Annotated in this window: 25 protein-coding genes; 17 read left to right on the top strand and 8 right to left on the bottom strand. The window is 68.6% G+C overall.

The annotated features are described in order from the left end of the window. Positions 1-44: 44 nt before the first annotated feature. From ABD156_RS24630 to ABD156_RS24615, 4 genes are all read right to left on the bottom strand, one after another. Positions 45-404, bottom strand: coding sequence for a class I SAM-dependent methyltransferase (locus ABD156_RS24630; protein ID WP_344278150.1), 360 nt, complete (start codon positions 402-404; stop codon positions 45-47). Between the two features lie 143 nt (positions 405-547). Beyond that, complete coding sequence (locus ABD156_RS24625; RefSeq protein ID WP_344278147.1) at positions 548-2,443, bottom strand: acyl-CoA dehydrogenase family protein; 1,896 nt, start codon at positions 2,441-2,443, stop codon at positions 548-550. 58 nt (positions 2,444-2,501) lie between these two features. After that, on the bottom strand, positions 2,502-3,056 hold the full coding sequence (locus ABD156_RS24620; RefSeq protein ID WP_037816711.1) for a hypothetical protein: 555 nt from the start codon (positions 3,054-3,056) through the stop codon (positions 2,502-2,504). Between the two features lie 94 nt (positions 3,057-3,150). Then, positions 3,151-5,142 carry a thioredoxin domain-containing protein gene (locus ABD156_RS24615; RefSeq protein WP_344278142.1) on the bottom strand — a complete coding sequence of 664 codons (1,992 nt, stop codon included), beginning with the start codon at positions 5,140-5,142 and terminating at the stop codon, positions 3,151-3,153. Positions 5,143-5,249: 107 nt separating this feature from the next. On the opposite strand from ABD156_RS24615, the gene ABD156_RS24610 reads away from it, so the two are divergent. From ABD156_RS24610 to ABD156_RS24580, 7 genes are all read left to right on the top strand, one after another. Further along, the gene (locus tag ABD156_RS24610) at positions 5,250-5,657 is read left to right on the top strand and encodes a hypothetical protein (RefSeq protein ID WP_344278139.1); all 408 of its coding nucleotides are present in this window, start codon (positions 5,250-5,252) and stop codon (positions 5,655-5,657) included. After that, positions 5,654-5,944 (top strand): winged helix-turn-helix domain-containing protein, encoded by a 291-nt coding sequence (locus ABD156_RS24605; protein WP_344278136.1) that lies wholly within the window; start codon positions 5,654-5,656, stop codon positions 5,942-5,944. Before ABD156_RS24610 ends, ABD156_RS24605 begins: the two co-directional genes overlap by 4 nt. Before the next feature lie 84 nt (positions 5,945-6,028). Further along, a complete protein-coding gene (locus ABD156_RS24600; protein WP_344278133.1) occupies positions 6,029-7,573 on the top strand; it encodes a pectate lyase family protein in 1,545 nt (514 codons plus the stop codon). A gap of 241 nt (positions 7,574-7,814) precedes the next feature. Beyond that, positions 7,815-8,216 carry a PE domain-containing protein gene (locus tag ABD156_RS24595; RefSeq protein ID WP_344278130.1) on the top strand — a complete coding sequence of 134 codons (402 nt, stop codon included), beginning with the start codon at positions 7,815-7,817 and terminating at the stop codon, positions 8,214-8,216. A gap of 17 nt (positions 8,217-8,233) precedes the next feature. Next, positions 8,234-8,827, top strand: a complete 594-nt coding sequence (locus ABD156_RS24590) for a DUF3558 domain-containing protein (RefSeq protein WP_344278127.1) — start codon at positions 8,234-8,236, stop codon at positions 8,825-8,827. After that, positions 8,827-10,002: a PPE domain-containing protein gene (locus ABD156_RS24585; RefSeq protein ID WP_344278124.1), complete on the top strand. Its 1,176-nt coding sequence runs from the start codon at positions 8,827-8,829 to the stop codon at positions 10,000-10,002. Before ABD156_RS24590 ends, ABD156_RS24585 begins: the two co-directional genes overlap by 1 nt. Before the next feature lie 20 nt (positions 10,003-10,022). After that, positions 10,023-10,742, top strand: coding sequence for an ESX secretion-associated protein EspG (locus ABD156_RS24580; RefSeq protein WP_344278121.1), 720 nt, complete (start codon positions 10,023-10,025; stop codon positions 10,740-10,742). A 20-nt stretch (positions 10,743-10,762) separates the two neighbouring features. Here ABD156_RS24580 and ABD156_RS24575 read toward each other — a convergent pair whose 3' ends face one another. Together ABD156_RS24575 and mca are read right to left on the bottom strand one after the other, a co-directional pair. Then, entirely contained in the window at positions 10,763-11,101 is a 339-nt protein-coding gene (locus ABD156_RS24575; RefSeq protein ID WP_344278118.1) for a hypothetical protein, read from the bottom strand. Further along, positions 11,098-12,012: a mycothiol conjugate amidase Mca gene (mca, locus tag ABD156_RS24570; RefSeq protein ID WP_344278116.1), complete on the bottom strand. Its 915-nt coding sequence runs from the start codon at positions 12,010-12,012 to the stop codon at positions 11,098-11,100. The genes ABD156_RS24575 and mca overlap by 4 nt, the downstream gene beginning before the upstream one ends. 195 nt (positions 12,013-12,207) lie before the next feature. Between mca and ABD156_RS24565 the strand changes: the two genes are divergently transcribed. From ABD156_RS24565 to ABD156_RS24555, 3 genes are all read left to right on the top strand, one after another. Then, positions 12,208-12,648: a DUF4307 domain-containing protein gene (locus tag ABD156_RS24565; protein WP_344278113.1), complete on the top strand. Its 441-nt coding sequence runs from the start codon at positions 12,208-12,210 to the stop codon at positions 12,646-12,648. A gap of 188 nt (positions 12,649-12,836) precedes the next feature. Then, entirely contained in the window at positions 12,837-13,337 is a 501-nt protein-coding gene (gene greA, locus ABD156_RS24560; RefSeq protein ID WP_037816721.1) for a transcription elongation factor GreA, read from the top strand. A gap of 97 nt (positions 13,338-13,434) precedes the next feature. Next, complete coding sequence (locus ABD156_RS24555) at positions 13,435-14,238, top strand: MBL fold metallo-hydrolase (protein WP_344278110.1); 804 nt, start codon at positions 13,435-13,437, stop codon at positions 14,236-14,238. Here the strand turns inward: ABD156_RS24555 and ABD156_RS24550 are convergent. Further along, a complete protein-coding gene (locus ABD156_RS24550; protein ID WP_009083170.1) occupies positions 14,222-14,692 on the bottom strand; it encodes an Lrp/AsnC family transcriptional regulator in 471 nt (156 codons plus the stop codon). The two genes, ABD156_RS24555 and ABD156_RS24550, sit on opposite strands and share 17 nt — an antisense overlap. 121 nt (positions 14,693-14,813) lie before the next feature. Here ABD156_RS24550 and hppD point away from each other — a divergent pair, with 121 nt between their 5' ends. From hppD to ABD156_RS47870, 6 genes are all read left to right on the top strand, one after another. Then, positions 14,814-16,013 (top strand): 4-hydroxyphenylpyruvate dioxygenase, encoded by a 1,200-nt coding sequence (gene hppD, locus ABD156_RS24545; protein WP_037816724.1) that lies wholly within the window; start codon positions 14,814-14,816, stop codon positions 16,011-16,013. A 198-nt stretch (positions 16,014-16,211) separates the two neighbouring features. Then, positions 16,212-16,778 (top strand): YbaB/EbfC family nucleoid-associated protein, encoded by a 567-nt coding sequence (locus tag ABD156_RS24540; RefSeq protein ID WP_344278099.1) that lies wholly within the window; start codon positions 16,212-16,214, stop codon positions 16,776-16,778. Positions 16,779-16,808: 30 nt separating this feature from the next. Next, positions 16,809-17,114 (top strand): type VII secretion target, encoded by a 306-nt coding sequence (locus ABD156_RS24535; protein ID WP_116206174.1) that lies wholly within the window; start codon positions 16,809-16,811, stop codon positions 17,112-17,114. Further along, positions 17,114-21,412 (top strand): hypothetical protein, encoded by a 4,299-nt coding sequence (locus ABD156_RS24530; protein WP_344278094.1) that lies wholly within the window; start codon positions 17,114-17,116, stop codon positions 21,410-21,412. The genes ABD156_RS24535 and ABD156_RS24530 overlap by 1 nt, the downstream gene beginning before the upstream one ends. A 5-nt stretch (positions 21,413-21,417) precedes the next feature. Beyond that, the gene (locus ABD156_RS24525) at positions 21,418-22,269 is read left to right on the top strand and encodes an immunity 49 family protein (RefSeq protein WP_344278091.1); all 852 of its coding nucleotides are present in this window, start codon (positions 21,418-21,420) and stop codon (positions 22,267-22,269) included. Positions 22,270-22,309: 40 nt separating this feature from the next. Continuing rightward, positions 22,310-24,400, top strand: coding sequence for a hypothetical protein (locus ABD156_RS47870; RefSeq protein WP_377928568.1), 2,091 nt, complete (start codon positions 22,310-22,312; stop codon positions 24,398-24,400). A gap of 4 nt (positions 24,401-24,404) precedes the next feature. On the opposite strand, the gene ilvA is transcribed toward ABD156_RS47870, so the two are convergent. Then, a complete protein-coding gene (gene ilvA / locus ABD156_RS24515) occupies positions 24,405-25,610 on the bottom strand; it encodes a threonine ammonia-lyase (protein ID WP_344278088.1) in 1,206 nt (401 codons plus the stop codon). A gap of 95 nt (positions 25,611-25,705) precedes the next feature. Between ilvA and ABD156_RS24510 the strand changes: the two genes are divergently transcribed. Continuing rightward, the gene (locus tag ABD156_RS24510; RefSeq protein WP_344278085.1) at positions 25,706-25,981 is read left to right on the top strand and encodes a hypothetical protein; all 276 of its coding nucleotides are present in this window, start codon (positions 25,706-25,708) and stop codon (positions 25,979-25,981) included. Positions 25,982-26,413: the final 432 nt, after the last annotated feature.

The following is a 26,413-nucleotide window of genomic DNA, read 5'->3' as shown; positions in this document are numbered from 1 at the left end:
TCCACGACCCGCCATCACCGCATCCTACAATTAGATAGCGGACTTCAGGCGCAGGACACTAGCGCACCGCCCGCACGAACAAAAACACCGGGTTGCGCCCGCAAGATCTCTGCCAGCTTTGTGTCCTCCATCCCCGGCGTCGGCTGCGGCTCCTCGACCGCGTCGATCAGGAATCCGGCTTCCAGCAACGACGTGAAGACCGCCGACACCGGGCGGCGGTACATCTGCACGGTCACCGTCACGCCGCCCGGTTTCAGGCAGCGACGCAGTTCAGCGAGGAGCGGCCCCCAGTCCGCGACGTAGTGCAGGACCAGCGACGCCACCACCACGTCCGCCGAGGCGCTCGGCACCATGGTCAGCGGCTCGTTCAGGTCCGCGGTCTCGTACCTGGCGCGAGCGCCCACGCGTTTCCTCGCGATCCTCACCGGCGAGACGCATGATCGCTGGGCGGTCGTAGTGCGCGTTCGGCCCGCTGTTCTCGGCAAAGCTCGTGTATCGCTCGGCATGATCTCCGAAGATTTTCGACACCTCGCCAAGCGTACCGAGATCAGCCGTTCAGCATTGGGGCTGCCAGGAACTGCTCCGGAACCGCGAACCCATCCACCAACGTCCGCGCATGTGGCCGCAAAGCCCCGCACAGCGCATTAACCGCCGCGGTCACCGCCTTAGAGCGGCTCGCGGTGATCCGGCCGTGCTCAAGGAACCAAGCGCGGTCTGCTTCGATCGTCGACAGTGCGTACAGGTCACAGAGCCGCGAAAGCAGCACAGCCGCATCCGGATCACTACAGCTGGAGACAGCGCGGGCGAAGGCGTCGAGAATCAAGCGGTCCACGTGTACGCGGCCAGCGAGCAGCACATGGTCCTGTACGGAGTTGAAGACGCCGAAAGGATCCGAAGCAGCACGCCGGAGACGGTTGGCCACGCCGCTCAGCACATGCTCTTCACGATCTTCAAAGAGACGCTGCTGCCACTCACGATCGAAGAGCACTGAAGCGTCATCGGACTCAGTAAGGCGTTCCAAGAACCGCCGCGCGGCCGAACGTTCCATGACTGTGTCGACCAGCTGCTCGGCGACAAACCGCGCGGTCGCCAGGGGGCTGAGGTCCTCGAAATGCTCCTTGTACTGCGTTAGCGAGCCCTTCGCCACCAGCTGCAACAACACAGTGTTGTCGCCTTCGAAGGTGGTGAAGACGTCCGTGTCGGCCTTCAGGCCAGCCAGCAGGTTCTCCGCCAGATACCCGCTGCCGCCGCAGGCTTCGCGGGCCGTTTGGATGGTCGCGGTCGCGTGCCAGGTGTTCAGAGCCTTCAGGCCGGCGGCTCGGGATTCCAGTTCGCGTTGTTCTTCTTCCGGTGCGTCGGCGGCGATGTCGTGCAGGGCGGCGACCAGCTCTTCCTGCGCGAAGTGCAGCGCGTAGGTCTTCGCCAAAGCTGGCAGCAGTTTCCGTTGGTGTCCCAGGTAATCGAGGATGACCACCTCGTCGCCCTCCGGGCGCTGGAACTGCCGACGCTGGTCGCCGTAGCGGATTGCCAGGGTCAGGGCTCGTTGGGTGGCGCATCCGGCACTTCCGCCGACGCTCACGCGGCCGCGGATGAGCGTGCCCAGCATGGTGAAAAACCGGCGGCCGTCGCTTTCGATCGGGCTTGTGTAGGTGCCGTCCTCGGCTACGTCGCCGAAACGGTTCAGCAGCGCTTCCCTTGGCACGCGGACCTGTTCGAAGGTCAACCGTCCATTGTCGACGCCGTTCAAGCCCGCTTTTACGCCACAGTCGGCGATGGTGACGCCCGGGGCAGGAGCGCCGGAATCGTCGCGGATCGGGACCAGGAACGCGTGTACGCCACGGGATTCGCCCCCAGTCAGCAACTGCGCGAAGACCACCGCGAGTTGTCCGTCGCGGGCGGCGTTGCCGATGTATTCCTTGGTAGCGCCGGGATCTGGGCTGTGCACGACAAATTCGTGCGTGGAAGGGTCGTAAGTCGCCGTGGTGTGCAGGTGCTGGACATCCGAACCGTGGCCGTGTTCGGTCATCGCGAAGCAGCCCAGCAGATCCAGGTTCATGATGCGGCGCAAGTACTTCTCGTGGTGCGACGAGGTGCCGAGCAGTTGCACCGCACCGCCGAACAGGCCCCACTGCACGCCGGCCTTGACCATCAGCGACAGGTCGCCGTAGCCGAGCATCTCGAACGACATCACCGAACCGCCGACGTCGCTCAGCCCGCCGTACGCGGCGTCGAAGCCGAGCGCGGGGCGGTCCGTTTCCGCGAGTTTCCGCAGCTGGTCCAGCACCTGGACGCGATGCGCCTCGACGTCGAGACCGATCGTGTCCCGGAATTTCTCCTCGCTCATCTGGGCGCGCACGTCGCGCTTCAGCCCGGCCCAGCGTCCGTCGAGGACTGCGGTCAACGCGTCCGGATCCACTTTCGCGGGCACAGCAGGGACGTCCACGGTTCCTCCGATACAGCAGGCTGCCACCAGCCTGCCGCAGCGGAGGAAGTCCCGCAGCTCAGCCCAGGTCGGGCCCCTTCGACCGCAGGTCGTCGACCTTGGTCATCGCCTCGCGCAGCTCTGTCAGCCAGGTGTCCGCGTGCTCGCCGACCAGCCGCACCGCCCAGGCCAGCGCCTCGGACCGCGACCGCGCGACGCCGGCGTCCACGAGCGTGTCGAGGACCAGCCGTTCGGGTTGCCGCAGCCGGGTCATCACCGGCACCGACAACGTCGTGAAGTGCACCGTCGTACCGCCCAGCTTCGCGCCCCACGCCACCTTGCGCTGGTAGCGGTGCTCGGCCTGCCGGGCGATTTCGATGCGCTCGTCGCGGGTTTCCTCGCGGAACCGGCTGATCCGCCCGTCCTCCGCGGCCGCGCGGGCCGCGTCGTCGGCGTACTCGCCGGTCAGCGCGGGCAGTTCGCCCACGATCAGGATCTCTTCGCGGTCCACGGTGATTTCCGGATCGCCGGTGAACCAGCCGTCCGGGAGCCGTCCGCCGAACCACGCCGCCGCGTCGTCCGCCGACGGCGCCTCGGCCTGCTGCCAGCCCCGGCCTTTCCAACCTCGCCCCATGACGTCCACCATCCTTGATTACATGATTACGTCACAACTGAAGCTACGCTGATTCCACCCAGGTGGGTACCGCGTTCACCAGGGGCGGAATTCGTCAGAGCTGGGCGATGAGCTGGTCCGCCGCGGTCACCGGGCGTTCGCAGACGTAGCCGCGGCACACGTACGCCGCCGCCTCTCCGTCGACCAGCGGCCGGTCGGCCAGCAGCGGGACGCCGGACGCGTCCGGCTCGCCACCGAGCACGATCCCGCCGCCGTGGATGTGTTGCGCGGCGGCGGCGACCAGCTGCGCCCGGTCCGCGCCGACGACCGCGACCTGCACCGGTCCGGACTGCGCCGCCTCCGCCACGGACAACCAGTGCCCAGCAAAGCGCGGCACCCGCGCGGCGAGCAGGCCGACGCGCCGCAACGCGAGTTCAGCAGCATCGCGGTATCGCGCCGCCTGGTCCGGCCCGGCCAGCGCGGACGCGGTGAGCAGCGCGCCGGCCAGCGCCGAGGCACCGGACGGGCTCGCGTTGTCCGTCGGATCGGACGGGCGCTGCACGAGGACTTCCGCGTCATCGGCAGTGTCGTGATACGCACCCGGCGCGGAGTCCGACGCGAAATGCGCCAGGGCGACGTCGAGCAGCCGGGTCGCTTCGGTGAGCCAGCGGGGTTCGCCGGTGGCCTGGTGGAGGGCGAGAAGGCCGTCGGCGAGGCAGGCGTAGTCCTCCAGCACCCCGACCGGAGTCCCGACCACACCGTCCCGCGAGCTGCGACGGAGGCGTCCGTCCACGAGGTGCAGGTCCAGCAGGAGCGACGCCGCGTCGCGAGCCAGCTCGATCCACTGTGGACGCTCCAGCGCGACGCCCGCTTCGGCCAGCGCGGAAATCGCGAGGCCGTTCCACGCCGCGACCACCTTGTCGTCCCGTCCTGGTTGTGGCCGCTCCGCCCGCGCTTCGAGCAACGCTTGCCGGACGCGCTCGAATCGGTCGAAATCTTCCGGATCTGTCCGCAGTTGAAGAGTCGACGCGCCTTCCTCGAACGTACCGTCTTCGGTGACGCTGAAAAGCTCAGCCGCCCACGAACCGTCCTCGCCGAGCACCTCGTTGAGCTGCGCGGGAGTCCACACGTAGGTCAATCCCTCGACGCCTTCGGTGTCCGCATCGAGTGATGCTGCGAAACCTCCTTGCGGCGTAAGCAGATCGCGCTCGAGGAACCGGACGATCCCTTCCGTCACCCGCCGCGCCGACTCCGACCCGCGGCGCGCCAGATGTGCGTATACTCGGAGCAGCAGAGCGTTGTCATACAACATTTTCTCGAAGTGGGGAACGATCCACTCCGCGTCCACGGAGTAGCGCGCGAACCCGCCGCCCAATTGGTCGTGGATGCCGCCGCGAGCCATCGCGTCCGCTGCCGACTCGGCAAGTTCGCGAGCCTGCGCCGAGCCCGTGCGCTCGTGGTGGCGCACCAGGAACTCCAGCACCATCGACGGCGGAAACTTCGGCGCGCCACCGAAACCGCCGTGCACGGAGTCTGCCTCCTGCGCAAGTTTCGCCACCGCCTGGGCCAACGCGTCGGCATCGACGGCCGATTCCTTCAGCGGACCGCTCTGCTCGGCGAGATGCCCGACGATCTGTTTCGCGCCCTCGCGCAGGTCGTCCGGCCGCTCCTCCCACGCCTCGGCGACCGCCACCAGCAGCTGCGTGAACGACGGAATCCCCGGTCGCGGCGCGGGCGGATAGTAAGTGCCGCAATGGAATGGCTCGCCCTCGGGCGTGAGGAAACAGGTCATCGGCCAGCCGCCCTGACCAGTCATGGCCTGCGTGGCGGCCATGTAGACGGCGTCGATGTCCGGCCGCTCCTCGCGGTCGACCTTGATGTTGACGAAATGCGCGTTCATCAGCGTCGCGGTGCCCTCGTGCTCGAAGGACTCGTGCGCCATGACGTGACACCAGTGGCAGGCGGCGTACCCGACGGACAGCAGAATCGGCACCCCGCGACGGCGCGCCTCGGCCAGCGCTTCCGGGCCCCACTCCCACCAATCGACCGGATTCCCGGCGTGCTGCAGAAGGTAGGGGGACGTCGCATCGGCGAGGCGGTTCGACATGGTGCCGAGTGTGCCTCATGCCGCACGAGACCCCTCCCCGCGGCACCGGTACTTTCCAACTTGGAAAGTACTTGCTACCTTGGCATGCACTGGACAGGGGGCTCGTCATGGACAGGACCGCGGCCGAGCAGGCGTTGCACACTGCTGAATCAGCGTCGTCGAAGGTGCTCGCGCAAGGCCGGTGGCATCCGAAAGCGTTGCTGGCGCTCGGCGTGCTCGAAGCGGCCATCCTGCTGACCGGCGGCCTCGCGAGCGTGGGGATGCTGCTCATGCCGGGCGGCCTGGCCCCGCTTTTCGTGTTCATCATCTACTCGGCGACCCGTCCGGTGGTCGGCCGTCGCCAGCGTGCGCGGTACGCGATCCTCGGCGCAAGCGTCGGTTTGGTCATCGCGATCGCGGTCCCGCTCGGACAGGTCAGCTTCGCCGGAAACCCGGCCTGGTGGGTGCCCGCCGCGCTGTTCAGCGGGATCCCGTTCGCGCTGGCCGCCTGGCTCGAAACGGGTGGCCGTCGATGAATCACCCCAGGCTGACGCTCGATCCGGTGATCCACTCGCCGATCCGGTTCTCCATCACCGCGAGCCTCGCGGCGGTCGACGAAGCCGATTTCAGATCGGTCCGGGACGCGGTGGAAATCTCCGATTCGGTGCTGTCCAAGCAGATCTCGACGCTCGAGGCGGCGGGGTACGTCGCGGTGCGCAAGATCTTCGTCGGCAAACGACCGCGCACCTACCTTTCCCTGACTCCGCAAGGCCGAAAAGCGTGGAACATCCACGTTCGCGCCCTTCGGGAGATTGCCGGTTGAAGAACCGAGCATTCACGGATAAGTCCGATGAATGCGACGATCGACCTTTGTCGCGCGGCACGAAGATCGCTAGAGTCCGCTCCCATGAAGCGATTCCCTCGCGCAGGCTCAATACTCCCCGTCGCCGCGATCGCATTCATCGGATGTCTTGGTTTGTCCGGTTGCAGTGTCCATGCGGCATCCGCGGCCCCGAACTGGATCACCTTCGCCAACGGCCGCCTCGCTTACGGCACCGACGCGCAGGGCAACCGGATCCCCGACTTCTCCCGCGTCGGCTACCGCAACGGCGATGCCCCGCCTGAGCTGCCGGTCGCGGCGACCGTCGGACCGCAGCCGTCCGGCGACGACACCGCGCGTATTCAGCAGGCCATCAACCAGGTCGTGAGCAGCGGCAAGCCCGGCGCGGTCCAACTGGCGGCCGGCGATTACCGGCTCGACGGCACTCTGCAGATCAGCGCCAGCAACGTCGAACTGCGCGGCGCGGGCAGCGGAGCGAACGGGACCAAGCTGGTCGCGGCAGGAAAACTGCACACTCTGGTCACGATCGCCGGCACCGGTTCGCGTACCTCGGCCGGTTCAGCGGTTCCGGTCACCAGCGACTACGTCCCGGTCGGCGCGGATCAGCTGGACGTAAGCGATGCCTCGTCCCTGCACGTCGGCGACCACGTCATCGTGCAGCGCCCGCAGGAACAGGCGTGGATTCACGCGATCGGCATGGACAAAATCCCGCCGCGGCCGGACGGCACCCCGAGCAAGCAGTGGACACCGAACGCCGGGCTGCAGTTCGACCGGACAATCACCGCCGTCAACGGCAAAACCGTCAAGTTCGACGTGCCGCTGACCAACGCGCTGGAAAGCCAGTACACCCACGCCACGGTGACCCGGTACTCGTATCCCGGCCGCATCAGCGGTTCCGGCCTCGCGCACCTGTCCGCCGACGGCGCCGAGTTCGAGCAGGATCCCGGCTGGCACCACGACGGTTTCTTCAAGTCCCAGCTGGTATCCGTGGATACCGCACAGGACAGCTGGATCGACGACGTGGTCGCGGATCATTTCGGTTCAGCCTTCGGGATCGGGCAGAACGCGCTCCGGGTCAGCCTGCTGCGCACCTCGTCCCTCGACGAGTCCGTTCCGCAGGACATCCACGACCAGCCGGCCGCCTACACGATCAGCGGCCAGGAAACCCTGGTGCGGCAATGCACCGTCACCGGCAGCAACCTGCACGCCTGGGTCACGCAGGCGAGGGTGCCCGGCCCCAACGTGGTCAGCCGCTGCACCGCGACCAACACCGGCTCCCGGATCCTCGACGCCGGCCCGCACCAGCGCTGGGCGAGCGGCACCCTCTACGACGACCTCGCGATGAGCCCGCCGTCGGGACATCTCCAACTGTCCGACCGGCAGTGGATGGGCAGCGGCCAAGGCTGGGCGGGCGCGAATTCGGTGCTGTGGAACTGCGGTGTCGGCTCGTATCTCGTGGAGAATCCGCCGACCGCGCACAATTGGGCGCTGGGTTGCACCGGAACGCAGAGCAAGCCGCCGTCGGGCCACCGGAGCGGCGAGATCGGGTCGGCAGGCAAGCATCTGCCGCCGGAAAGCCTTTACGACGAGCAACTGGCGGAACGGCGCTGACACAGCGCTGCCACCCCTCCTCTGGTGTCTGCCACTTAAGACGTTCGAGTGAAGCTTGCTGTTGACGGCAGGACAGTCGTCCTGCTCAAGTCCACAATCCGCGAACTCGGCTGCGATTTGCAGTTCGCATTTGCAGACAGGCTTAATCGCGGCGACTACAGTAACTATCCGGTGCCAGAGGGTGACCACAGGTCTGGGCCCGGCGGACCCGGAACGATCTACGCAAGGGGAGGCGTACATCGTGGCCGACAGTCAGCAGTCCCGTCTGCCTCCGGCGCGGAGGTATGGCGGCGAGTCGATCGAGACGATGGCGATCGCGCCGTTGCTGGGCGACGGGTACGCGTACGACGAAAAGACACTGCGAGAACTCGAGGAGATCTACAAGAATCTCGCCGAGAAATACCATTTTGACCAACTCTACGCGCGCGTTGTCGAGCAAACTCAGCCGCCTGCGGGCGATTTTTCCAGCACCGACAACGCGACCGTGTTCCAAAGATCCGGACTAGCACTGCAAGCCTCGCTGCGACAGTGCGAGCAGTACTGCCGGGACCAGGTGGCGAAATACCACAAAGCGCTCGGCAAATACACGGCCGCCGAGGACGCGCACTCGGCCGAACTCGGAAAATCCGGGGGAAGTCTGTGAGACGCGCCCTCGCACTCATGACAATCGCCCTGTGCGCCGCCGGCTGCACGAGCACTGCCCCTGGCCAGCCCGTCCCGGCCGCGCGCGCCGGCAATTCGCCGACCCCGAGCAGTGCCGCGGCCGAGGAGGTTCCCGGCCCTGGCGTGCCGAAGGTGCCGAGCCCCCTCGACATCACCCGGTTCAAGCAGAATCCCTGTGAAACCCTGACCTCAGCGCAAATCTCGGTCCTCCTCGGCGACCGCCCGCGGATCCACCCAGACCCGCACGGCCCGGTCGGACCGGCCTGCGGCTGGTTCGCCCAGGCAATCATCGCGGTCTTGTACCCCAACATCAACAAACTGGGCTTGACGTCGGTCTATCGCGCCAAGGGCGGCGCTTACCCGTTCTTCCTTCCCCTCGCGCCCATCGACGGGTATCCCGTCGTCGCCTACGGGGAAGACGATCCCCGCGCGAGCCGCGGCGAATGCGACGTCGCGATGGGAACCAGCGACCGCGAAACGGTAGTCGTGTCGATCACCCAGTCGGCCGCGCACAAAGGAGAGAAGGATCCGTGCGAATCCGCCCGCGACGTGGCGGAAAAAGTACTCGGCAATCTGCGAGGAGGACGCTGATGGCCGGTCGCTCGTTGACCCCCGCGGAGATCTACCACCTCATCACCGAAGGGCCGGGGCCGGAATCGCTGGGGAACACCCAGCAAGCCGCGAAGGAACTCAGCGAGCGGCTGTTGGATCGCGCCGACGAAATCGCCAGTCTCGCGGAGAAGGTGCGCGCCGGCTGGCAGGGCGTTTCCGCGGAGGAAGCCGCGAATTCGGCCGCCCCGCTGCTGGCCGCCTCAGTGGATCACAGCGCGAACCTGGTGTTCGCCCAGAATGCGGCGGACGGGCAATTGTCGGCCTTCCAGGCCATCAAGAACACGGTTCGACCAGTCGGCGACCGGCCGGAAATCACCGCACAGGACGTCTACGACTCGCTCAACGGGAGGCCTGGCTACTTCGGCAAACTCGACCAGTGGCAGGCCGACGCCCAGCACAACGTCGACGCCTACACCGGCTATCACTCGACGACGGGGACGAACTCCGATCGGATTCCGGCGCGCTACGCGGAGTTGAACGACACCGGCGCGTCCGTCGAACTCGCCAGCACCAGCATCAGCGCGCCGCCGAAGCCGGTCGAGGGTCCCGGCGGGCCGAGCGGCAAACCGCCCGACAGCCACCGTCCTGACGCGATCGAGCCGCCTCCTGGCGCAGAAGTTCCGAAACCGCGTGCGCCGATGCCCGCGCCGAGCAGCGATCACCCAGTGAATCACCCGAGCCGCGGCGAACTTGACGCGATGGAAAGCAGACCCCAGACAGCCCCTTCCGAAGCGACCCCAGCGCCGGGTACGACTCGGATAAGTTCCGACACTCCCAGCTCAGCCGCATTGCCGCCCGGTTATCAATTCGGTCCCTCGGGCCAGTCGATCAACCCTCTCGGCACCAGCGGATTCGATCCTGAACCAGGAACCGGAGGCAGCACAAACCAGGGATTCGGCGCGGGAAACCGAATCGGCGCCCGCGCACCCGGCGAATCGGTACCGGCGCGCGGCAGCACCGCCGGAACCCCAGGCACAGCAGGAAAATCAGGGAAACCCGGCACCATGCTCGGCAGCGGAATACCCGGCAAGAACAGAGAAGAAGACAAGGAGAAAACCGCCCCGCCCTACCTCCGGGAAACCGACCCGGACGTATTCGGCACGAGCGACCTCAAACCGACGCCTCCGGTGATCGGGGACCGGCCGGCCGACTAGGCCGTCGGGAGGAATCAGCGGTGCGCGCGACCGAGCTGTCCCTCGACGCCCTTCTCGGCGCGCTCCGGGACGCCGGGTTCGACGAGCCGCATCCGGTGTTCTCCGGCCGTCTCCGGTTCACACCGGAGGAGCAACGGCTCGACGAGGCCGTCCGCAACGAGCTGGCCTGGCTGGGGCTCCTCGATCGCGGCCGGTTCGCCGACGAATTCGAGGACGTGCTGTACGCGCTCGGCCGCGCCGACACCGAGTACGTCGCCCACGTCGAGAACCAGGACACTCGCTACAGCGTGCTGGTCGCCGTCCGGGGCCGGACCGGCGTGAAGGCGTTGTGCTCCGGCGACCGGGTGCGCCTGAAGGTGCTCGACGGAACCCGCACGCCGGCCGGTGCGCTGGTCGCGAGCCTGCCGCGGTACCGGCCGGCCCAGCTGAGCGCCTTCTCCCTGCCCCAGGAGGACTTCCAGGCGGAGCTCTCCGACGACCGCAGCGCCGCCGCCCGCGCGGTCGACGCGCTGTTCCAGCAGACCTGGTTCGGTGTCGGCGAGATGACCGTCGCGGTGCGCGAACCGGCTCGGCCAGGGCGCGCGGAAGCCGGGCCGCTGAGCTACCTCGACCTCACCGACGGCCGCGTCGCGTTCGAGGTGTCCGGGCCCGAGGAAAACCGGTACATCACGGTGCTGCCCGGCGAGGACAGCCTGCTCACGGACAAGATCGCCGCCCTCCGCGACGGGCTGGCCGGTTAGCTCCGGCCCGCCGCCGGAGGTCAGTCGCTCTTCTTGGCCGCCGTCGCGTCCGGCTTCTTCTCCGCAGCCGGTGCCTCCGGCTCCGCTTCGGCCTGCTCAGCCTCAGCGGTTGCCTCGGTCTCCGAAGCGGCCTCTTCCTTGTCGAAGCTCTGCGGCACCTTCTTCAGGTGCTTGCTCATCGACCGGACCAGGAAGACGACCGCGACCAGGAACAGGATCAGCACCAGCAGGCCGACCGGCGAGGACTTGCCGAAGTCCTCGCCCTGGCCGCCGTTGTCCCCGCTGTCCGGCTGCTGGGCCAGTACCAGCGCCGACGCGGTGAGCGGGACGACCGCGACGGCCGGCACACCGAAACTCATGGGCTCACCTTCTCCTTGATGCCTGCGAACAGATCGTCCTCCGGCAGCGTGCTGTCCACCAGGGAGCGGTTCAGCTCGTACTCCTCAGTGGGCCACACCTCGCGCTGGATCTCCAGCGGAACGGCGAACCAGCGGCTGGTCGGGTCGATCTGCGTGGCGTGCGCCTTCAGCGCCTCGTCGCGCACCTCGAAGTATTCCCCGCACTCGATCCGGGTCGTCACCCGCTCCATGATGTCGGCGCGGTCCGGGTCCCAGGACTTGAGCCACTCCTCGTACGGCGACTCCAGCCCGGCCTCCTTGAGCGCGGTGTCGAACGCCACCATCCTGGCCTTGGAGAACCCGTGCATGTAGTACAGCTTGAGCGGCTGCCACGGCTCGCCCGCCTCCGGGAACCGCTCCGGGTCGCCCGCCGCGTCGAAGGCCGCCATCGACACCTCGTGCGTGCGGATGTGGTCCGGGTGCGGATAGCCGCCGTTCTCGTCGTACGTCGTGATGACGTGCGGGCGGAACTCCCGGATCACGCGCACCAGTGCCTCGGTCGACTCTTCCAGCGGGATCACCGCGAACGAGCCCTCCGGCACCGGCGGCATCGGGTCGCCCTCGGGCAGCCCGGAGTCGATGAAGCCCAGCCAGCGGTGGCTCACGCCGAGGATCTTCGCCGCGCGCGCCATCTCCTCGCGGCGGATCTCGGTCATGTTCGCCAGCACGTCCGGCCGGTCCATCGCCGGGTTGAGAATGCTGCCCGCCTCGCCCCCGGTGCAGGTCACGACCATGACCTCGTGCCCGTCGGCGACGTATTTGGCCATGGTGGCGGCGCCCTTGCTCGACTCGTCGTCGGGATGGGCGTGCACCGCCATCAGGCGCAGTCGCTGCTTGCGGTCTTCTGTTGTCAGCTCGTCGGCTCCCACCATGGTCCGAACGGCCCTTTCCTGTCCTGTTATTCCGTGACACCTGGTTGCGCCGCGGTAAACCGCCCCGGCTCCGCGCTGCCGGAACGGATCGCGGATACTCGACCAGGGTGGTGCCCCGGACCGGCCGCACTGCCTATTGTCCCCAGGGGTACGACAAGTTTGACCGGAGGCCCGGATTTGCAGAGCGGGGAGACCGTGACCGCCGAGGGCGACGCCGTTGCGGCGCGGCCCGCGGACCGGTACGGCACCGCGGGCAAGGGCGAGCCGTCGAAGCGCTGGCGGAGGTGGCTTTTCGTGGCCGTCGCGCTGGTCGTGAGCGGCGCGATCGGCTGGATCTACTACCTCAATCTCGGCAGCACCCCGATCGACGCGGAGCGCATCGGCTTCAAAGAGCTGCCGAACGACGCGATGGAAGTCACCATCAACGTCACGCGGGACGACGACAGCAAGCCCGGCGTGTGCGTCGTCCGGGTGCGCGACAAATCCGGCGCGGAAAGCGGCCGCCGGGAGGTGCTGGTCCCCGCCGGGGCCGGCCACAGCAGGGTGAGCACAGTGGTGAAGAGCATCGGAGCCCCGGTGACCTCAGACGTGTTCGGCTGCTCGTATTCCATACCACGCTATCTGTCAACCCCGTAGCGGCCAACGGAGTGAAATGCGCGGCGAGCGTCCGCGCGGCGTGAAATGGACCGGCGTCGACCTGTCCTGCCGTGATACGCTCGTACACCAGCACGGCCCCCGACGGGCCGTGTTTTTCCTTTATCTCAGCCGCGTGCGTTACGCGGTGGCCGGCTTGTACACCCAAGCCTGGCAGGCCCTACGAGGAGATGGTGACCGTGAGCGACACCAAGGTGACCTGGCTGACCCAGGATGCCTACGACAGGCTCAAGCACGAGCTCGACGAAATGATCGAGAATCGTCCGGTCATCGCCGCCCGCATCAACGACAGCCGCGAAGAGGGAGACCTCAAGGAGAACGGCGGCTACCACGCGGCCCGCGAAGAGCAGGGCCAGGCCGAAGCCCGGATCCGGCACCTCCAGGAGTTGCTGCGCAACGCGAAGGTCGGCGAGGCTCCGGACGACGACGGAACGGCGGGCCCCGGCAAGGTGCTCACCGTCAAGTACGACGGGGACGACGAGGAGGAGAAGTTCCTGCTCGCCACCCGTGAGGAAGGCGCCGAGGGCGCGCTCGACGTGTACTCCCCCGAATCGCCGCTCGGCAAGGCGCTGCTCGGCGCCAAGGAGGGCGAGTCCCGCGAGTACGAGCTGCCGAACGGCAAGACCATGAAGGTCACCCTGGTCAAGGCGGTGCCCTACAGCGAGTCCTGACTCGTTTCCGCCGAACGCGCGCCCGCCCGGATTTCCGTGGCCCGGCGCGCGTTCGGCGGTCTAGCGTGTCTTTCAGCAAAACCACTGGAGGACACCGATGAACACCCGACCGCTCTGCCTGACCTGCGGGACGCAGTACGCCGCCCCGCGCGCGGACTGCCCGATCTGCGAGGACGAGCGCCAATACGTCCCGCCGGGCGGGCAGCAGTGGACTGACCTGGCGACGCTCCGCGCGGACACTGGCCTCAAACCGCGGGTCGAGGAGCAGGGGCCGGGTCTCGTCGGCGTCGGCTCGGATCCACGGTTCGCGATCGGCCAGCGCGCGCTGCTGGTCCGCGCGGCGAGCGGCAACTTCCTCTGGGACTGTTCCGCTTACCTCGACGACGAGCTGATCGGCAAGATCACCGAACTCGGTGGCATCACCGGCATCGCGATCAGCCATCCGCACTACTACACGACGATGGTCGAATGGGCGCACGCCTTCGACGTCCCGGTCTACCTGCACGAGAACGACCAGCAGTGGATCGGCCGGCCGGACCCGTCGATCCAGCTGTGGACCGGCACGACGCTCGACGTCTCGCCAGATCTCCAGCTGATCAACCTCGGCGTGCACTTCCCCGGCGGCACCGTCATGCACTGGCCGGACGGCGAGGAAGGCCGCGGCGCGCTGCTGACCGGCGACATCGTGCAGGTCATTCCGGACCGTACGCACGTCGCTTTCATGTACAGCTACCCGAACCTCGTCCCGGAGCGGCCGAGCGTCGTACGGCACGCCGCGGAACTGTTGGAGCCGTACGCATTCGACGCGCTCTACGGCGCGTGGTGGGACGCTGTCGTGCGTACAGACGCCCATAACGTCGTACAGCGCTCCGCGAAGCGCTATCTCACGTACGTGTCCTAGCCGTTCGTTCGAGCAACGGCCGCACTCGCGGCGGCACTGGTGTCGACAGTGCGATCGAAGTCGACGTACGCAAGACATCCGGCACGCCAACCACTTCGTCGATGACGCGTTGCAGATCGTCGTTGTCACGCGCGACAAGGCGTACGAAGAGGTCGCCTTGTCCGGTGGTGGCGTGTACTTCGCACACTTCGTCGATCGCAGCCAGTGCCTCCGCGACGCCGGCGCGTTTGCCCTGCGCGATTTCCAGCACGGCGAACGCGGTGAGGCTGTACCCCATCGCGGCCAGATCGAGTTCCGGCGGGAAGCCGCCGAGGATGCCGCGTTCGGTCAGCCGGTCCAGCCGCGCCTGCACGGTGCCGCGCGCGACGCCGAGCCGGCGCGCGCATTCGAGCACACCGAGGCGCGGCGAGTCGGTGAGCAACAGCAGCAGCCGCGCGTCGAGCGAGTCAAGCACCGGTTTTCTCCCTGCACAGGTTGTCCAAGATGACCGAGCTTCTCCAGGATAAGCCGAACATATTGTCCAGCTGAAACGGAAACCGTTGCGCAGCTTGCCGGGCGCAACTCATGCTCAATGCATGACCTCCACGATGGATCCGCACGGCGCACTCGACGACGTCAGCTATGACCAGCTCCGCCAGCTCGTCGGACTGGTGGACCACGACGCCTCGACCGACCCGTTCCCGGTCAAGGCCCTCGACGCGGTGGTGTTCATCGCGGGCAACGCGACTCAGACCGCGTGGTTCTACCAGGTCGCGTTCGGCATGCAGCTGGTCGCGTACTCCGGCCCCGAAACGGGCCAGCTCGACCACAAGGCCTTCGTGCTCAAGTCCGGTTCCGGGCGCTTCGTGATCACCGGCGGCGTGAAGCCGGACTCCCCGCTGCTCGACCACCACCGCCGCCACGGCGACGGCGTGATCGACCTCGCGCTGGAGACCACCGACGTCGACAAGTGCATCGAGCACGCCCGCAAGGAGGGCGCGACGATCCTCGAGGAGCCGCACGACGTCTCCGACGAGCACGGCACGATCCGCCGCGCGGCCATCGCGACCTACGGCGAAACCCGGCACACGCTGATCGACCGGTCCCGCTACAACGGCGTCTACCTGCCCGGCTACGAGCCGCGCGAGGGCACCGTCAAGCGGCCCGAGGGCGCGCCGAAGCGGCTGTTCCAGGCGGTCGACCACTGCGTCGGCAACGTCGAACTCGGCAAGATGGACTACTGGGTCGACTGGTACCACCGCGTCATGGGCTTCGTGAACATGGCGGAGTTCGTCGGCGACGACATCGCCACCGACTACTCGGCGCTGATGAGCAAGGTGGTGTCGAACGGCAACCACCGGGTCAAGTTCCCGCTCAACGAGCCGGCGATCGCGAAGAAGAAGTCGCAGATCGACGAGTACCTCGAGTTCTACGAGGGCGCCGGCTGCCAGCACATCGCGTTGGCCACCAACGACATCATCGCCACCATCACCGCGATGCGCGAAGCGGGCGTCGAGTTCCTCGACACCCCGGACTCGTACTACGACGACCCCGAGCTGCGCGCCCGGATCGGCAAGGTGCGCGTGCCGATCGAAACGCTGAAGGAGCACCGGATCCTGGTCGACCGCGACGAGGACGGCTACCTGCTGCAGGTCTTCACCAAGCCGATCGGCGACCGGCCGACCGTGTTCTACGAGCTCATCGAGCGGCACGGTTCGCTCGGCTTCGGCAAGGGCAACTTCAAGGCCCTGTTCGAGGCCATCGAACGGGAGCAGGAGCGCCGCGGCAATCTCTGACCCGCTCCCTCCCTTCCCCGGCCCGTCCGCGAGTTTCGCGGACGGGCCGGTTTTTGTTACGGCGCGCTACCAGAAGTTCGCGTACAGTAGTCATCAACACATGGGGAACGGCGTCGCGCGGACAAATCGGAACCGCGCGGAACCGACGGGGTCGCGCGTCCGTCATTCTGGAGAAGTCACCGTGGAGAAGGGGGCCCGATGCCCGACAGCATCGACGCCAGCGAGCAGATGGTCGAGGGCTGGACGAAGCAGCTCCAGCAGACCGCTGCCCGCTATCAGGCGATGGCCGAGCGCATGCAAGGCCAAACCGTCACCGAGCGGTCGAAGGACGGTGCGGTCGAGGTCACCGTGGACGCCAAGGGGCTGTTGAAGAACCTGGTGCTCGCGGACTCCGCGGCAGGCAAGAAGATGGCCGACGTCTCCGCCGAGGTGATGCGGCTCGTGCAGCGCGCGCAGGCCCGGATCCCCGAGCTGTTGCAGCAGGCCGCGGCGGAAACCGTCGGCGGCGACCAGACCACGGAAACGCTGGTGGCCGACGCGCAGCGGACGTTCCCCGCGCCGCCCGCCGAGGCAGAGGGTCAGCCCGAACCGGACCGGGTGCGCCGGTTCCTTCCGGAGGACGCCGAAGAACCAGGCTCCGCCCCGCCTCCAGCGCCGCCGCGCTCGGCGGCCCCGCCGCCACCTCCTCAACCGCCTCAGCAGCAACGCCGCCGCCGGAGCTCGTCGGACGATGACGACGACTTCGGCGGATCGATCCTGTCCTGACTCGAAGCCGTTCCAGGGGGAAGAAAAACCATGGCACCCAGGGGTTATGAGATCGGCGGCGATCTCGAGGCGCACGCCCGTCAGCTCGACGGGATCGCGGACGGGCTGAAGCAGGCTGTCGACGCCGCGAACCAGGTCAGCATGCCCACGGACGCGTACGGCATTCTCTGCCAGCCGTTCCGGATGATGCTCGACCCGGTCGAGAACTACGGGATCAACGCGCTGGAGAACACCGTCACGGCGATGGACGCGCAGGCGCAGAAGGTGCGCGACGCGGCGAAGGCGTACGACAGCTACGAAGGCGAAGCCGCCGGTTCGATGAAGGCGAGCGACTGATGCCCGACGCCAATCCGTTGGTCGCACAGTCCAAAAAGGACGGCGACGGGCCTGGGCCCTTCACCGAGGGCAACGGCGACTACGGCTACGCCACCGGCATCAACATCGCCGAATCGGCGACGGACGCGTTCAAGGGAATCGCGGACGGCGACTGGGTTTCCGGCGGCCTCGGCGTGGCGAGCCTGGCCGGCGAGATCGCGGGTGCGGCGATCGACCCGTTCGGCTACCTGATGTCGTCGGTGGCGTCGTTCCTGATGGAGCACGTGCAGCCGCTGAAGGACATGCTGGACTCGGTCGCGGGCAACCCACCGGTGATCCAGTCGTATGCCGACACCTGGGGCAACGTCGCGAAATCGTTGCAGGAACGGCAGAAAGACCTCGAGAACGCGGTCAAGACCGGCACCGCGGAGTGGAAGGGCGACGGCGCGGACGCCTACCGGAAGTCCGCGGCGGAGGCGGCCGACGCGATCGGCGGCGCGGCGACGGTCGCGAGCGCGATCGGCACCGTCACGATGATCATGGGCCAGGTCGTCGCCTTCGTGCGCGGCCTGGTGCGGCAGCTCATCGCGGACCTGGTGGGCAAGCTGATCTCCTGGGTCATGGAGGAGGTGTTCTCGCTCGGGTTCGGGACGCCGCTGGTGGTCGCGCAGGCCGTCACGGCGATCTCCAAATGGGGCGAGAAGATCAGCGAACTGCTGACGAAGCTGTGCGAGACGATGCGCCGCGTCTCGCCGCTGCTCGGCAAGCTCGCCGAGGTTTTCACGAAGATCATCAAGGTGCTGGGCAAGCTGGCGGGCAAGGTCACCGGCCTCGACGTGATCAGCACGAAGAACATCAAGGCGGGCGGCTTTTTCCACCGCGGCGGCTCCGGCGGGGGCGGTGCGGGCGGCTCCGGCGGCGGTCATCACGGCGGATCCGGCGAAGGCGACGCGGATCCCGGCTCGCCGTCCGGGTCGCGCCGTTCGAACGGGTCGGATGGTGCTGACGGCGACGGCCCGAACAGCAGCCACAACAGTTCGGACGGCTCCGACGCGCCTGGTGACCACTCGGGCGATTCCAGCAGCCACAACGGATCCGACAGTCCGAGCAGCGACAGTCCGTCTTCGCCGGGCAGTTCGCATTCCTCGTCGCAGGACGGCAGCGGACCGTCCACAATCGACACTGCGACGTCGTCGACCCGGCGTGGTTCCGACAGCACTGGCGGGAGCCACCCCGACTCCAGCCCGTCGACGCTCGCCGGGGATTCGAGCCCGACGTCTCGCGGCGGCGGAGACAGCCCCGCGGACAGTTCCTACTCGCCGCAAAGCTCTGCGCACAGCGACGGGCCGTCCTCGGTCAGCGCGCCGCCGAGTACTCCACATTCCAGCGGGGCACCGCACTCCGGCGGGTCGCCGTCGTCGGGCGGCGGCTCGCATTCCGGCGGCGGCGAGCCGAGCCCGCATCATTCGAGCAGCAGCGACTCGACGTCGGCGAGCGGGTACGCCCCGCCTCGCGCGGACGCTCCCGCTCCGCAATCCGCTCCCCCGCAACACCTTCGGTCGAATGACGGGGGCGGCTCCTCGCCGAACCAGAGTCCGGCGGGCGGCGGAGTTCCGCAGCAAGGCGGTGGCGGCAGCCCGACCAGCGCCCCGGCCGGTGGCGGCAGTCCGGCTCCTCGGCCCAGCGGCAGTGGCTGGACCGGGACGCCGGGGACGCGCGCTCCCGAGGTGGCACCGAACCGGGTTCCGGACAGCGGTCCTTCGGGTCGGCGGCCGAGCGGCGGTCCGAGCCCTTCGGACAGCGGCGGGCCGAGCCGTACGCCGGATCGTTCCGGGCCTGGGCCGCAGCGTCCCAGTGACGGTGGTTCTTCGCCGCAGCGTCCTTCGGAGGGCGGTTCGACTCCGCAGCGGCCTTCCGACGGTGGGTCGTCTCCGCAGCGCACTGGCGACTCCTCGCAGCGGCCTTCCGAAGGCGGCGGGGGTTCTTCGCCGCAGCGTCCGTCGGATTCGGCGAGCGGCGGCCCGCAGCGTCCCGGCGACGGCGGCGAGGCCGGACAGCCCAAACGCCCTGGTACCGAGCCAGGTCTCGGCCGTTCGGAGCCCGCACCGACGTCCGGCGGAGGATCGCCCTCATCGGCGAACCGCGGGTCCGGCGACGGCTCCGCACCCCCGGCCGCGGCCGCGGTCGCGACCGGTCCGGGAGGAGGCCAGCGCGGCCCGGAGGCAGGCGGCGGCGCGCGGCGTCCGGACGGCTCCCCCGAGCCCGTCGCACGTGGTGGTGCGCGTGCCGACGCACCGGCCAAGCCTGGTGACGCCAGCAGTCCGCAACGGACGGGGAAGGAATCCCCGGCGCAGAACGGCAAACCGAACGCCGACGAGTCCGGGAAACCGAAGGACGGCGACAAGCCGGGCAAACCCGAGAACACCGAGCCGAACAAGAAGCCGGGGCAGCACGAGGACGCGGAAAGCAAGCCGGGCAACGACAAGTCCGAGCCCAAGCCGGACCACGACGCGTCCGAGCCCAAGCCGGAGCAGCACGACCCGAAGCACCCCGATTCGGACGGGTCGAACCACCACGACAACCCGGACCACGACGGCACTCCGCCGCACCACGACGAGCCGTTGTCGCCGGACGAGGTCAACCACCGGCACGCCGAGGACACCCCGGCGGGCAGCTCGTACCACCGCGACGATCCGGAGCTCGGCGACCTGCCGCACCGCGTCCAGCCGGACCCGGACGGGCGGTACACGGTGGACGTGCACGTCACGGCGGACGGCCACGCCCGCATCGGCGACCGGCTGTACACGCCGGAGGAGTTCGCCGACATTCTGCGGCGCAACGGAAACTACGACGGCGGGCCGATCCGGCTGATCGGCTGCGACGCGGGGTCGAACGACTTCGCGCATCGGCTCTCGCGCGACCTCGACACCGAGGTGATGGCGCCGAGCAAGCCGGCGTGGACCGACTCGAACGGCCACGTTTTCTCCTCCGACTACGAGATCGGCCCCGACGGACGGATGCGGCCGCGGATCCCGCCGGACGGCGAATGGTCGGTGCACCGTCCCGACGGCACGGCACACCGCGTCGGCGACGACGGTTTCGCTCCGGACGGCAAGCACCACGACCCGCACGGCGTCGACGCCGACAGCTCCCGCCACCGCGGCGAAGACGGGGACGACGACGGCCTCGACTGGCGCGACCGGCCCGGCCCCGACGGCCGCACTCCGAGGGAAAACCTCGCCGACCCGGAGTACATGAAGAAGCACTACTACGAGTGGACCGACCAGGCCACCGGGCGCAAGGAACTGCGGATCAAGCACTCCGAGGCCGATCCGGCGAACCCGCCGCACCCGGTCGACCTCGTCGACGGCAAACCGGTGTTCAAGAACGACCGGCCGGCCGCGGAGTTCCTCGGGTTCGACGAAGCGCGGTCGACCACCCACGCGCCGCACCGCGACTACGACGGGAACGGCGGGCACGACACCGGAAACGGCCAGCACCACGGCGGCGACGACACCGGGGCCGGGCAGCACAACGGGCACGACTCCGCCGACGGCCAGCACCACGACGCCGGCGAACAGCACGTTCCCGGGACGCACTCGGACACGTCGAACTGGCGGGACAAGGACTACGACGCGATCGACGAGAAGGTCCGCGATCGCGAAACCAAGTACAACGACCTCAAGGACACCCCCACCGACTCTCCCGATTGGACAGACGCACACAACGCGAAGAACCGGGCGTCGGAGGACCTCGGCGAGGAAGCTTCCGGCCACGCGGTGCGCGACCGCGTGCACCGTGAATTCACCGAGGCCCATCCGGGCCAGAACTTCGACGTCCGCGAACATCCGGACGCGCCGGAGGGCAGTCACCGCTACCAGGTCGTCGACGGCGACGGGAACGTCCGCGCGGACATCACCCCGCGCCACGCGACCGACGGCGGCGTGCGGGGCAACAGCAAGTTCGACCACATCTGGGAAGTCGACTACCACAACGGCGGCGAACCGCACTACCTCGTGCACGAGGCCAAGGGGCCGGGCGGCAAGCCCAGCAGCCGCTACGTGCACGCGGACAACCGGACGTACCGCCAAGGCCACCCGAAATACTTCGACGACACGGTGAAGGCGATCGCGCGCACCGACCCCGACCTCGCGGACGCGCTCGAACGTGCGAAGCTCCAGAAGAGGCTCGACTATGTGGAGGTGCGGGCGTTGGTCGACCAGTCCGGGCCGAGGCACACGAACAGCGGCTACGACTACAAGCCGTTCAACGGTTACGACTACGAGTCGCCGATGACTCCGGCATCCGGTGAGGAATGAGATCGATGACCACCGTCCCCAGGCATTCCGTCGACGTCACCGTCGCGTGGAAGCAGATCGAGAAGCTGTCGCCGCAGGTGGCCTTCTACTTCGACTACATCACGCAGGACACCAGCGCGCTGGCGAACGTCCTGCGCCGGGAACTGATGCTCGGGCAGTACCGCAGCGTGGTCGACCCGGACGCCGAGGACCCGGACACGTGGGGCGACCTCGCCCTCGCCGCACAAGCCGCGGCCGCCGCCTTCGCCGCGGCGAACGCACCGGAAGGCCAGGAGGTCGACGCGGTGATCGGCCGCCCGCGGCGCTTCGCGGCCACCGGCCCCACCGAACGCACGGACCCGGGCGCGTGGCTGACCGCGGCGTGGCTCGCCGTGATCCAGCGGGACGACGTGCTGATCCAGCAGCTGGCCGCGGTGCCGCTCGACGTGCTGCGCGCCTCGGGCATCGAACACGACGCCTACATGTACCCGTGGGTCGAAACGCTGCAGACGTTCCTCGCGCACCGCGAGGTCACCCCGGAGATGTTCCTGCCCGCGATGGACGGCACCGACCCGGACACCGCGCAGTACACGCCGCCCGCGGCGATGCTGCAGCTCGTGTACCCGCCGATCCGGATGTTCTACTACGTGCTGCGCCGGGACAACGAGAAGTTCGCCGACGCGTTCGTCGCCGCGCTGGAACGGCACCGCGAGTACTGGACCGCCGAGGACCGCGCCGACGATCCCGACGGGTTCCTCGCGCTGGCCCCGCTCGCGGTGGCCGTGCTCGCCCGCTCGGTCGGCATGACGTTCGACGTGCAGTCCGGTTACACGCCGGCCAACCTGCTCGCGGGCATCCGCCCGCCGCGGAACAGTTGACGGAAATGACGCGTTCGCCCGGCGAGGAGCCGCAGAAACCATGACCCGGCCACCGGTGCCGCTCAGTCCTGCCCAGCAGCAGGACCTCGTACAGCAGATCGGCCAGGCGGCCGCGGCCGCGCTGCCCGCGGGCTGGCAGCAGCTGCAGGTCGTCTGCCGCGCCGCGGGACGACATGTGGAAGTGGACGTCAACGTCCTCGCCCCGGACAACCGGACCTACCCGGTCCAGCCGCATCCGGAGCTGCCGCGGCTGTTCGGCGCACTGCGCACCGGGATGTACCAGCCGGGCCGCGGCACGTGGCTGAGCGCGACCCTGGTGTTTTCGCCGCAGCGTCCGCCGTTCACGGACTACCAACCGGACGCCGAGCCACGCTGGCGGCAAATCCCGCCGCCAATCGGCTTCCAGGACGAACTGCGGTTTTTCCCGCGCGAGGACCGGTTTGTGCCGCCGTGGCTACGCCAGCGGGCCGGTTCGGCAGTGCCTCCTCCGGCGGTTCCGGGTGCGGGCGCTCCGACGCCGCCGCCTGCCGGTTCTGGTGTTGGTGTTGCTGCTGGACAGCCGGTTCCGCCGCACGTCCCCGGCTCAGGCCCTGCGGTACCTCCGCCCCTGCCGGATTCAGGACAGGTCCCGCCGCCCTTGCCGGACTCGGGGCAAGTCCCGCCGCCCCTGCCGGATTCAGGGCAAGTCCCGCCGCCCCTGCCGGGCGTGGAAAATCCGCTGCCCTCGACGGGGCCTGCGACGCCTCCACCGCTGCCTCGCACCGAACAAGCCGCGGACGCTGCGCAATCTGCTCCCGCGACCCCGGTCGACGAGCCCAACACGCCGCCACCGCTGCCCGGCACAGAACCGGCCGCAGATCTTGCGCAGCCTGTTCCGGCGCTCCCGGTGGACGAACCCAGCGCGCCCCCGTCGCTGCCCGGTGCAGAACACGCCGCGGAGACGCCCGCTCGGGCGCTTCCCATGGACGACAACGCGCCTCGGTCCGAGGCAGGCCAACCCGCAGACCCTGCGCAACCCATCCCCGCACTCCCCATTGACGAACCCATCACCTCCCCTCCGCTGCCCGACGCGGAGCAGGCCGTCTCCCCATCCCTCGCGGAAACAGCAGTCGCTGTCCCGGCGTCGGTTGGCGACGAGGCGCAGTCCGAGCCCAGTGAAGTCGCGGCGGCCGGGATCGCTGCGGAAACTTCCGGGTCAGAAGCAGCGGCTGACGAGGTTCCCGCAGAAGCACCATCGGCTGCGTCCGCGCCGGAATCCGTTGTCGCCCAAGGGGAACAAGGGGAATCAGCGACCGCCGCGGGCCAGGCAGGCGAGTTGCGCACTCCGCGCGTCTATGACGGGTTCGACGAGGCGGGGAATCCGGTCGTCGAGCGGGAAGCGTTGTCGCCGGAGGAGCGCGAGCGCGTTCTCTCTTATCTCGACAGCGCACCGGTCATCCTGGCGTCCCGCAGCAACGACACCGACGCCTTCGATCCGTCCCGCACGGATGCTGTCCCGCTGAACTTCCGGACCGACGGCAGCTGGGTGTGGCCCGGCGCGGTCGGCTATTACCTGCGTGAGCACGGGATTTCTCCGGATCCGGAGCTGGTCGAGCACATCCGGGCGGCCAACTACACCGTGCCCGAGGTGGACGAGGCGACGCAGCAGCGGATGCTGGCGGCGATGACCAGCCCGCCCGCTGAGGAGAGTCGTCCGGAGCAGCACAGTGCACTACAGGATCCTGACGAGCTGTTAAGCGAGATCTCGGCGGCGCTCGTCGCGGCTGCCCCGCAGGGGTGGCAGCGGATCGTGTTCGACTTCATGGCGTTGGGGAGGCACGCGAATCTCGCGTGCGGCGCGCGGATGGCCGACGGCAGCACGCAGCAGGTGCCCGTCGCGCGGGAGCTGTCGAGGCCGTTGGCGCAGCTGCGGCGCAGCAAGTACGTCCAAGGCCGGGGCACCTGGTACACGCTCTCGCTGGCCATCGACCCGCCGTCGAGTTACCAGGCCAGCTTCAACGAGGACGACGAGCCGGCCTTCCACACGCCTCCCCGGCCCGAGGATTATGCCCTGGACCAGGAGCTTTACCCGCGCGACGAGGACTACCTCCCGCTGTGGTTCAGCCTCCGGCTGCCGGAGAGTCCACAGTAGACAGTCAGGGGACGATCGTGAACCCGGCGTCGGCGAGGGCGGCTTCGACGTCCTTGCAATGCTCCGGGCCGCGGGTTTCCAGGGCAAGAGCGACGTCGACCTCGCCCAGGGCGAGGCTGCCGGAGATGCGGGAGTGCTCGACGTCGAGGACGTTCGCGCCCAGCTCCTTCACGCACGACAGCACCGAAACCAGCGATCCTGGACGGTCCGGCACACGCAGGTGCAGCTTCAGGTAGCGGCCGCCAGCGGTCATGCCGTGTTGGATGATCTGTTGCAGCAGCACGGGATCCACGTTGCCGCCGGAGAGGATCGCTACCACCGGCGGCTCGAACGCGCCGGGGTGCTGCAGAAGCGCGGCCATTGAAGCGGCACCGGCCGGTTCCACGACCAGCTTTCGCCGCTCGAGGCACAGCAATACCGCGCGCGACAAGGATTCCTCGGTGACCGTCACGACGTCGTCAACCAGCGACTGGACATGCGCGTAACTGATTTTGCCCGGTTCGCCGACCGCGATGCCGTCCGCCATCGTGTGCACCTCACGCAGCCGGACCGGCGCGCCCGCCTCCAACGAAGACGGATACGCGGCGGCGTCTTCGGCCTGGACGCCGATCACCCGGATGTCCGGATGCAGCGCCTTCACCGCCGCCCCGACCCCGCCGACCAGCCCGCCGCCGCCCGTCGGGACGAGGATCGTTTTCACTCCTGGCACCTGTTCGAGAATCTCCAGGCCGACGGTGCCCTGGCCGGCGATGACGTCGGCGTGGTCGAACGGGTGGATGAAGACCGCGCCGGTGCGCTCCGAGAACGCGATGGCCTCGGCGAGGGTTTCGTCGACGACAGCACCGTGGAGATGGACCTCCGCGCCGTAGCCGCGGGTCGCGGCGAGTTTTGGCAGCGGTGCACGCAGCGGCATGAAGACGGTCGAGGAAATGCCGAGCAGCGACGACGCCAGCGCGACCCCCTGCGCGTGGTTGCCGGCGCTGGCCGCGACGACGCCGCGCGCGCGTTCCTCGGCGGTCAGGCCGTGGATGCGGGTGTAGGCGCCGCGGATCTTGAAAGAGCCGGTGCGCTGCAGGTTCTCGCACTTGAGGTACACCGGTCCGCCGTGCGGCCGGCGCAGGTCGCGGGCGTGCTCCATCGGCGTGACGCGGGTGATGCCCTCGAGAAGCTTCCGAGCTTCCTGGATGCGCTCGACGCTGACCAGTTCCATGGCGCCGATGATGCCACCGACGGACGGCCGGGGTGCGCCGCCCGCCGGACCGGTACCCTGATAACGGCAGCCACACATGATCAGGGAGTGCGACCATGGCACGCGCGCAGCACGGGACCACCGCCCGGGCCAAGTCCCGAGCCCAGTCCCGCACCGGTCTGCTGCCGCTAGCCGCGGGCATCCTCTCCGCGGTGGCCCTCACCGGAGCCGCCTTCGCGACGGTCGAAGCGGCCGCCTGCACCGGCCCCGCCCAGTACATCCGGCACGACAACCACATCGAACTGGTCGGCGGCTGCGTGAACGGCACCGAACTCCCGGCGACGACCGGGACCCGGCAGGCCAATGCGATGCCGGAGAACAGCAAGCCCTGAGGCTGGCCGCGGGCCGGTTTGGCTCGGTGGTGCTGGGGTGAGGCGAGATGGGGAAGTTGTTCGCCGCGGTGGCAGGTTTGGCCGGAGCGCCTGGGAACGGGCAAGAACTCAGCGCGGCGGGCAACGTTTGACCGAGGGGTTGAGCCGAAGCCACGCACCGGATTCCGCGTGACGGCCGCTCGACCACGGCAGGCTCCACCGAAAGCTCGCCTGGGATTCGCTGAGGCTACGAATCCAACAGAACCCGGCCGCTGGGGAGATGGATGCGGCAAACGGCTTTGACCGGGGAGACTTCGGCTGAAGCCACGCACCGGGTTGCGCGCGACGGGCCGATTCAACCACGGCACGCTCCACCGAAACCCCACGCGGAATCCGCCGAGACGGCGAATTAGCGAGGTTCCGCCGCCGAAGCGCCCGGAAACGAGCAAGAAC

Source organism: Amycolatopsis albidoflavus, assembly GCF_039525725.1.
Lineage (GTDB): Bacteria > Actinomycetota > Actinomycetes > Mycobacteriales > Pseudonocardiaceae > Amycolatopsis > Amycolatopsis albidoflava.
The sequence above is the reverse complement of the archived record's forward strand: the minus strand, read 5'-3'. Positions and strand labels throughout refer to the sequence as shown.